The sequence below is a fragment of the Echinicola sediminis genome (assembly GCF_054777495.1).
On record NZ_BAAHAP010000095.1, the window covers coordinates 1 to 8,861 of the forward strand.

7 protein-coding genes are annotated in these 8,861 nt (G+C 43.7%); 5 read left to right on the plus strand and 2 right to left on the minus strand.

Annotated elements, in window-relative coordinates; translation table 11 throughout:
* The first annotated feature begins 568 nt into the window (after positions 1-568).
* From acs to ACYVAA_RS18705, 4 genes are all read left to right on the plus strand, one after another.
* Positions 569-2,467, plus strand: coding sequence for an acetate--CoA ligase (acs, locus tag ACYVAA_RS18690; protein WP_460544662.1), 1,899 nt, complete (start codon positions 569-571; stop codon positions 2,465-2,467).
* A gap of 180 nt (positions 2,468-2,647) precedes the next feature.
* Positions 2,648-4,594: a DUF294 nucleotidyltransferase-like domain-containing protein gene (locus ACYVAA_RS18695; RefSeq protein WP_460544664.1), complete on the plus strand. Its 1,947-nt coding sequence runs from the start codon at positions 2,648-2,650 to the stop codon at positions 4,592-4,594.
* On the plus strand, positions 4,594-5,268 hold the full coding sequence (locus ACYVAA_RS18700; RefSeq protein ID WP_460544666.1) for a 3'-5' exonuclease: 675 nt from the start codon (positions 4,594-4,596) through the stop codon (positions 5,266-5,268). The genes ACYVAA_RS18695 and ACYVAA_RS18700 overlap by 1 nt, the downstream gene beginning before the upstream one ends.
* Positions 5,269-5,711: 443 nt before the next feature.
* The gene (locus ACYVAA_RS18705) at positions 5,712-5,996 is read left to right on the plus strand and encodes a DUF2442 domain-containing protein (RefSeq protein WP_460544668.1); all 285 of its coding nucleotides are present in this window, start codon (positions 5,712-5,714) and stop codon (positions 5,994-5,996) included.
* 24 nt (positions 5,997-6,020) lie between these two features.
* Here the strand turns inward: ACYVAA_RS18705 and ACYVAA_RS18710 are convergent, their stop codons facing one another.
* Positions 6,021-7,418, minus strand: coding sequence for a DUF4403 family protein (locus ACYVAA_RS18710; protein ID WP_460544670.1), 1,398 nt, complete (start codon positions 7,416-7,418; stop codon positions 6,021-6,023).
* Positions 7,419-7,691: 273 nt separating this feature from the next.
* On the opposite strand from ACYVAA_RS18710, the gene ytxJ reads away from it, so the two are divergent.
* Positions 7,692-8,030: a thioredoxin family protein gene (ytxJ, locus tag ACYVAA_RS18715; protein WP_460544671.1), complete on the plus strand. Its 339-nt coding sequence runs from the start codon at positions 7,692-7,694 to the stop codon at positions 8,028-8,030.
* A gap of 172 nt (positions 8,031-8,202) precedes the next feature.
* On the opposite strand, the gene ACYVAA_RS18720 is transcribed toward ytxJ, so the two are convergent.
* Positions 8,203-8,861 (minus strand): T9SS type A sorting domain-containing protein (locus tag ACYVAA_RS18720; RefSeq protein WP_460544673.1); only part of this gene is annotated, 659 nt, incomplete at its 5' end.

Sequence of the window (8,861 nt, forward strand, 5' to 3'; positions counted from 1 at the left end):
AATAAAATGACGGTCATTAATGCGGTGCGGGCAAAACTAATTAACCGAATCTTTGCTCTAGTCCGGGATAACAGAAAATATGAAATTAATTATCAATTAAACCTTGCCTGATCCATAAGAATATCGGGGCAGGTCCATTCTGCCTGTCTAACTAAAGGACTGGTCTGTGGTTAACTTAACAACATGGAAAAGGGAAACACAAAGAGGGCGCCGAGTTCACCAAGTCTAATTGATAAGGCTTTGCGACCTCCGCGCCCTCCGTGGTTAAAAAAACAAATCTGAAAGGAGCCCTAAACCCAAGCTTAAAAAAAGAAAAGCACCCAATTCAAGTTTTTTGTCCTAATGCCTCCTCCTGAGAGCGAATTCTTAACAAGACTTCATTGAGAAAACATAGAAAAAAACAATTAAATGATTAGCTTTAGGAGCTCTTAAAAATTAGAAAGCTTATTATTCTTTTTCGAAATATTTCTTTATCCTAAAACAGGTTGTTCGAAATAATAAAGAATAACAAACGTTCTAGAGGGAGTAAAACTGAATTAATAATAAAACCTAAAATTAGTATAGCATCATGAGTGATAGAATTCACACCCTAAGTGGATATTTTCATGAGTACCAAAAGAGCGTGACAGAACCGGAGCAGTTCTGGGCCAGAATTGCAGATTCGTTCCACTGGAAGAAAAGGTGGGACAAAGTGTTGGACTGGAATTTTGAAGGCCCGGATGTCAAGTGGTTTGTCAACGGAAAGCTCAATATCACCGAAAATATTTTGGAGCGGCACCTTTTTATCATGGGAGACCGTCCGGCTATCATTTGGGAACCCAACGACCCCAATGAAGAGGGAAGAACACTCACTTTCAGGCAACTTTATCATGCTGTCTGTAAATTCTCCAACGCACTCAAAGCGAAGGGCATAGGCAAAGGCGATAAAGTAGTGATCTACATGCCCATGGTTCCAGAAGCAGCCATCGCCATGCTTGCCTGTGCGAGGCTGGGAGCTGTCCATTCGGTGGTCTTTGCAGGATTCTCCAGCAATGCCCTGGCCGATAGGATCAATGACTGTCAGGCCAAAGCTGTATTGACTTCCGATGGGAACTTCCGTGGAGCAAAGAAAATCGCCGTAAAGGATGTGGTGGACGAAGCGTTGGAAAGGACCTCCACGGTGGAAACCGTAGTAGTCTACCAAAGAACCCATCAGGACGTTCAAATGGTAGAAGGCAGGGACATCTGGTGGCACGATGCCATTGAGGGCCAGCCTGACACCAACGAAGCCGAAGTAATGGACAGCGAAGATATGCTGTTTATCCTATATACATCTGGCTCTACCGGCAAGCCCAAAGGGGTTGTTCATACCATTGGCGGCTACATGGTGTATGCCAAATATTCTTTCGAAAATGTATTTCAGTATTCTCCCGGAGATGTTTATTGGTGTACAGCCGATATTGGCTGGATTACCGGCCACTCTTATATTGTCTATGGACCTCTATTGGCAGGAGCCACTTCTATAATGTTTGAAGGGGTACCTACCTATCCCGATGCAGGGAGGTTCTGGGCTACCGTGGACAAGTACAAGGTCAATCAGTTCTATACAGCTCCTACTGCCATCAGAGCATTGGAAGCACACGGAACCAAACCGATCGAACCTTATAAGTTGGATTCCCTCAAGGTACTGGGATCTGTAGGTGAGCCGATCAACGAAGAAGCTTGGCATTGGTACCACACCCATATTGGCAAGAACCGATGTCCGATAGTGGATACTTGGTGGCAGACCGAAACAGGAGGAATCATGGTATCTCCTTTAGCGGGAGTGACCCCTACCAAACCTGCCTACGCTACCTTGCCGCTTCCTGGCGTGCAGCTGGCCATTGTCGATCCTGAAGGAAAAGAACTCAAAGGCAACTCCGTGGAGGGCAACCTGTGCATCAAGTTCCCCTGGCCGGGGATGCTGAGGACTACTTACGGAGACCATGAGAGATGTAAGCAAACCTATTTCTCCACCTACAAAGGCATGTACTTTACCGGTGACGGTGTGAAGCGTGACCATGATGGTTACTACCGAATCCTGGGCCGTGTAGACGATGTCATCAATGTTTCCGGTCACCGTATGGGAACTGCTGAGGTAGAAAATGCCATCAACGAACACCCTAAGGTAATCGAGTCTGCTGTGGTAGGCTATCCACACGAGGTGAAGGGACAGGGCATTTATGCTTATGTCATCTGCGACATGAAAAACAGAACGGAAGAAAACCTCAAAGGAGAAATTAAAGATACCATTAGTAAGATCATCGGACCAATTGCCAAACCGGACAAAATCCAGATCGTCCCTGGTTTGCCCAAAACCCGGTCCGGTAAGATTATGAGAAGGATATTGAGAAAAGTAGCAGAAGGCTCCCTTGACAATATGGGAGACACCTCCACACTGCTTGACCCTGCCGTGGTAGAAGAAATCATCAAAGGCAGAATAGAATAAAAAATATATCAAAAGCCGTCCAGTGAACTGGTCGGCTTTTTTTCTCCCCTTTTTATCCAGGACGGTTTATTGGAGGATGTTTTTAGGATTCCGTGGTTTTTGAGTAGATTGCCAGCCTAAACAGAAGCCAAAGCTTGGTTTTGTCATACTTTCTATGCCAATAGCCCAAAGCCAATAACCATGTCAAATGTCATTGTAAACCGGGTAAAGGAATTCCTTCGAAGATATCCTCCTTTTAGCTTTCTTTCTGATGAACTGCTGATCAGTGTGGCCCAGAAAGTAGAGCTGATGTATTACAGTAAGGATGAGTATATTTTCCGAAAAGGCAACCCCGCCAACCCCCATTTTTTTGTTATCAAAGAAGGCTCTGTTCACCTGACCGATGAGGATTCAGGTAAAATGGTCGTAAAGGACTATTGTGAGGAAGGGGATGTTTTCGGGGCTTTGGCCTTGTTGGGGCAGCGTCCTTATGTACTGAACGGCTATGTTGCAGAGGACAGCTTGTTGTATGCTGTTCCTGTAGCAGTATTTGATAAGATCCTAAAAGAAAACAGTGAAGTCAGTTTGTTTTTTGCAGCAGGCTTTGCAGCAGGGCAGGTCGTGGTAAGAACAGACCTTTCCCAGTCACAGAAGGCCCGTAAACTGTTCAGGGACGTCTCCTCGGATCACGGTCTATCACTGTTTTTGGAACAGGGGAAGGTAAACTTTCCTACAGAGGTACTGAGTTGCAAACAAGGCACCAGGGTAGAAGAAGCCGCCAAGCTGATGTACCAAAAAGAGGTAGGCTCCATTGTCATCCTGGACGAAAAAGAGCATCCATTGGGAATCATCACGGACAAGGATTTCCGGAACCGATTATTGGCCAAGGGGCTGCCCTATGACACCAAAGTAGAGGAAATCATGACTTCCCCGGTGGTCACAATGCATCATGAAAGCAAATTCCCCAACCTTTACCTGATGATGATCAAAAACCGTCTGCACCACCTCATTCTGACAGAAGATGGCACGGATCAAAGCAAGATCACGGGGATTTTGGCAGATCACGATGTGTTTCTTTCTCAGGGCAACAGCCCCGCGGTACTCATCCATGCCCTGATGAATACATTGGACGTAAAAGAAATGAAGGCAATCAGGGACCGGGCAGAATCCCTTTTGGCCTATTACTTGGAAAATGAGGTTTCCATAGAATTCGTGGCCAACATCATCTCAGAAGTCAATGATGTAATCATACGCAGGGCTGTTTTACTGGCCAAAAAGAAGTTGGACGCTTCGCATCCTAAAGCCAGCAAAGTCCCCTTCTGCTTTCTTTCATTGGGAAGTGAAGGCCGGCAAGAACAGCTGCTGAGAACAGACCTGGACAATGCCCTGGTATTTGAGGATGTGGATCAAGCTGATTTGGCAGAAACCAAGGCCTATTTTGAAGCCTTGGCCCAAGAAGTAATCGAGACCTTGCTTGCCTGTGGTTTTCACCCCTGTCCAAGTGAGGTGATGGCCAACAACCCTGAGTGGTGCCAGCCCCTTTCTGTCTGGAAAGAATATTTCGGTCACTGGGTGAACCTACCTGAAGAAGAGTCCTTAATGAAAGCGGCCATATTTTTTGATTTTAGACCAGTCTACGGGGCTAAAACCCTGGCAGAGTCCATGACACAGCATATTTACACCTCGATAGAACAGCGCAAGGTATTCCTCAGCTTTTTAGCCAAAAATGCTTTGTTAAACCCTCCTCCATTGGGTTTTTTCAGGAACTTTATCGTCGAAAAATCCGGTGAGCACCAGGACAAATTTGATATCAAGCTCAGGGCAATGATGCCCTTGGCGGATGCCGCCAGGCTATTGGTACTCAGCCATAGAATTGTAGGCATCAACAATACCTTTCACCGGTTTGAAAAATTGACAGAACTGGAACCACAAAATGCCGAACTATTTCGCGAAGCAGGTAAAGCTTATGAAATCTTTCTTCGATTGCGGGCACTTGAAGGCATCGGATCGCAGACCTCAGGAAGATACATCAGGCCCGGATCCTTGGGCAAACTCCAACGTCAGCTATTGAAAAATGCCTTTTCCCCTATTCACAAGCTTCAGGATCTGCTAACGGTCCGGTTTCAAACAGATTATATCAACAGATAATGGGCTGGCTGGATATTTTTAAAAAGAATGTGACCAAAAGTGCTGAAGTCAAGCATTATGAAGAGGCTTTCCACAACGGCCTTTCTAAAAAGTTACCGCTCAGTGAACTCGAATTTGTAGTGGTAGATACAGAAACCTCCGGACTGGATGTCAAGAAGGACCACATTTTGGCTTTTGGCGGAGTAAAAGTCATCAAACAACGCATCATGATCGAGACTTCCAAAGAGATCCTGGTACAGTCCAAAAAAAAGAATGTGGCCAGTATAAAAATCCACGAAATCATAAAGTCTGGTACCGGACTACCTCTTAGAGACTTTGTAAAATCCCTTTTACCCTATTTAGGCACCGGGATTTTGGTGGCTCACCATGCCGGTTTTGATGTGGCCATGCTGACAAAAGCGGCTTCCCCTTTCGGTTTACGTAAAATTCTCAACCCTATTTTAGACACCGGAGACCTAGCTATGAGGATGGAACATGGGATACATTATGATCCCTCCCGAATCAATTTTAAAGATTACAGTTTGGACGCCTTGTGCGCGCGTTACCAAATCTCCGTGGACGACCGACATACAGCAGCAGGAGATGCATTTTTGACAGCCCAGTTATTACTGAAATTACTCAAAGAAGCTGAAAAAAGGGGAGTCAAGACCTATGGTGATTTGATGAGATGGTAGTGGAAAGTACGGAGTAGCTAGACATCAGTGGCAAGAGAAAATAATAAAGAGCCAAGAAAAACGTGACAAGGTGAAAAGAGATAGAAAATCATGGCATGAATTCGAGTCATGCCATGATTGGTAGTAACCCTATTAAATTTTTGAAGGTAAACCTCCTAATTATGCCCAAAATTTTTGAGTACCTTGGAATCGTATTCTATTTTTATTCAAATGAACATGAGCCCGTTAGGGGATGAATCGAAAGTTTCATTTATTATTATCGATGGTGTGATAGAGGAAATTGTCATTACCAATGTTCGAGGAAAAAAGCCGTTATCAGGGAATGATTTTCGGAACCTAAAGGTTTTTCTACGGAGGTATGGTAACGATATTGTAACCAAATGGGTGAATTATTTCGTTTATCGAAAAGAGGTTGGATTCGAGAAAATCACCCATAAGCTTAAATGAAATTTAGAGAACTACATATTGCATATGATATAGGCCATGTCGGGATAGAACAAGCCGAATACCTTGGGGATTTTAAGCTTCGTATTGTTTTTGATGACAAAAAGACACAAACCGTTGACTTTAAACCCTTTTTACTACAATCCAAACACCCTTCTATCAAAAAATACATGGATGAAAATCTGTTCAAAGAATTTCAAATAATGAACGGGAACCTTAACTGGGGAGATTATGATCTTATCTTTCCCCTTTCAGAGCTCTATAATGGTAAGATTACCTATTGATTTTTCAACCGAACAAAATTTAAGTTACTTTGACGTTTCCTTCAGCCGGACTTCCATTTCTCCTGTAGACCTTAAATACAGCCGGATATCTTCTTTGGTGGTATAGATTCCTTTGACGTCCAAGGCCGGTCTTTTTACGCGAAAAGAGGCATAGTCTGTTTCTATATACCCTTGCTGCTGCAGCTCCAAACGGGCTGCTTTCACATAATCTCCTATGGGATAAACCGCATATTTCCTGATCTCCTCGAGCATCTGCCCCTGCTTGATCCAACTGGCACTGCTGGCCAGTAGGTTTTTAGTGTTTAGATCAAAATCGATGTTTTCGAAAACGATCGCTTCCCTAAGTGGATCATAAGTAGGCTTCCCAACCAGATAAACATTGCCTTGGATATTTTTCTTGCCGTTCCTGTTGACCACAAAGTCAACTTTGACCAACGACCTGTCTCCAAAACTTTGCGTGTCAAAAGCTTTTGGACTCAGGCTCGTTTTACTGTCCATCTTGAACGTTTGCCCTGCTAGCATCTCATTAAGGTACCTGTCCAAGTCCTTGTAGGGAATGGAGAGCGGAAGGGTGATATCCAGGTAATTGCGTTCATCATCATTATAGTAAAGATTCGGCAAGGGGCTGGGTGTAATATTGGGAAGACTCCCGATCTGGGTAAAAACCTCCCCTTCTATCCCCACAGTTAACTTTAGTTTTTGATCTCCAGTAAACTTTTCCTTTACCTTGATCTTGTGGGGGACGGTATAAACGTAGGCATCCAATCCATCCTGCTCAATTTTGACCGGCTTCCCATAGGCCTTCCAGGTATCTTCCATCAATTTTCTGAAACTGATACGGCTTAGGTTTTCTCCTGTTAGCTGACTATCGAGCATTTTCTCCACGTGCTCCCTCAGCATAGGCCCGAAGTCAAGTTCATATCCCAGCAAATTGTATTTCAAGGACCTGCCCCAGCTCTCGATATGGATATTTGAAATGCCCACATCCCAGTTTCTACCGATAACGGGGACAAAGCTTACCTTTGGTGTAAGCCCCTCATCGAAAGGCACGCCGGTGGCAATGGTCTGTCCAAAAATTTTCTTTTCAATATTGATTTTACCCTTGAGCTTAAGGGGCAATTCGATTTGCAACTTGTTTTGACCCAATGAAGAGAGTGAGAGATTTCCGATCCTGCTTACATCAAGATCGGCCATCAAGCCATTGCCCATGTTGAGACCTGTCTCACTATAGAGCATTTCACTTAACTCCTTATTGAGGTTGCGTTCGATAAACTCCAGTGGAATCTCCAGGGGCACATTGATTTTGGAAATTGCTTCCGGCAGCTCGGCCAATTCACCTTCATATTTGGGCTTTTCAGGGTTGATCCCTTTACATGAGATGATAAGGATCAATAAACTGAATATTAATAGCTTACTTTTCATATTTTTCTATTCAAGCCTACAAGAATAAGAAATCATTTACAGATTATAGACGCTTTTGAGCATGCATTTGCAATAATCGTGCGTTAAATTTTATTAAATCCTGCTTTCTATTTTTTTGAGAGGCAAGATTTCCAGCTTCATGTGATAGGAAGAATCATTTAACATAACCGATAAAGCAGGACAAAGTAGGGGCAATCATTTTTTAGTGATATCTTCGAACCAAAATACAGTCCCTCATTGTTAAGGGGGGAAGTAAAATCAAATCAATTAGATATGGCTTGGAAAGCAATTGACAAATTGGAGCAGATCAATCAGATCATAGAAGAAAGCAAACATCAACCGGTGTTGATTTTCAAACATTCTACCAGCTGCTCCATCAGCGGCATGGCATGGAATCGCCTACAAAGAAACTGGCAGGACAATGATTTCAGCAAAGTAAGCCCCTATGTGTTGGACTTGCTAAGTTATAGAGATGTCTCAAATGCCATAGCCGAAGAGTTTGCGGTACAACACGAATCACCTCAGGTGATTTTGGTGAAAGACGGCATGGCGGTGTATGACACCAGTCACATGGGGATCAATTACCAAGAAATACTTGATCAAGTAGGATAAACGCTTCATGTTTATCCACCACTATACAATGTTATCTCACTAAGCTTCCCGATCAACAGGTGAAGCCTAGTGAGATACATTAAAACCAGCATCAAGCACATTATCAAGGCCTTTTTGCAATTTCCTTCTGCCTAATGGCTACTGCAGGGCATAGAAAAAGCACAAGAAAAAATCATCTTATCCACACTTTTTCCACAGTTTCCCCTGCCTTGGTTTTCACAATAACCATAACCAGACCTTTTGGAAGCTGTTGTATATCAAAAGTAAAAATCCCACTATTAGGAGAAAATTTTCGCAGGATCTGACCGTATGCATTGGTAATCACTATTTCCTCGATAGCGGGCACTCCCGAAACAGTAATATGGATATCTCCATCCGAAGGATTAGGATACACTTTAATTACTTTTTCCCGCTCTTCCTCCCTTAAATCCGTAATCAGATTTACGTTAATGTCCATCTCTTGACTTTCTCCTTCATCACAGGCATTCATTGGGGTCACCCTCAGCTTAAAATCACCTTCTTTTTCCCATTGAACCCTTACCTGATTGGAACCCTGCCCTTCCACAATATCACCGCCTTCGGTTTCCCACTGGTAATTGATACCATCTACCGCTGACACGCTGTAAAGCTCCTCTGTTAATCCCACCCTATTCGGACCTTCAATTTCTGCAGGCTTACTTGGTGATTCATTGACGCTAATGCTCTTCTCAAAAACCAGCCCTTCCCCACAGGCATTTCTTGGATAGACCTTTATAAATTTGCTGCCTAACTCTTGCCAATCCACGGTTACATGAGCCATTCCCTGCCCCTCCAATATAACCGCTCCATTTA